Source organism: Mesorhizobium sp. M8A.F.Ca.ET.165.01.1.1, assembly GCF_004792065.1.
Classification (GTDB): domain Bacteria; phylum Pseudomonadota; class Alphaproteobacteria; order Rhizobiales; family Rhizobiaceae; genus Mesorhizobium.
Genome location: NZ_SRTH01000163.1, coordinates 1 through 326, shown reverse-complemented (window position 1 = coordinate 326; position 326 = coordinate 1). Strand labels below are relative to the sequence as shown.

1 protein-coding gene is annotated in these 326 nt (G+C 65.6%); it reads left to right on the top strand.

What is annotated here, in order from left to right:
- Window positions 1-14: 14 nt before the first annotated feature.
- Window positions 15-326, top strand: a 312-nt coding sequence (locus EN808_RS35570) for an ABC transporter permease subunit (RefSeq protein ID WP_245525210.1), incomplete at its 3' end; no start/stop codon positions are given.

Below are 326 nucleotides of genomic sequence, written 5' to 3'. Positions count from 1 at the left end.
TGGCGGTCTGGTACGTGTCGGCCGGACGCGTCGTGCGCGGCATCATCGCGGCTTACGTCGAATTCATCCGCAACGTGCCGCTGATCCTCTTGGTCTATCTGGTGTTCTACGGCCTGCCGACGGTCGTCGACCTTGCCTACAGCGCGCAGACCTCATTCGTTGCCACGCTTGCGCTTTACAGCGGCGCCTATCTGGTCGAAGTGTTCCGCTCGGGCCTCGAGGCCGTGCCGCGCGGCCAAATCGACGCCGGCAAGGCGATCGGCCTCACTCCCTGGCAGCGGCTGGTCCATGTGCGCCTGCCGACGATGATGCGCATCACCCTGCCG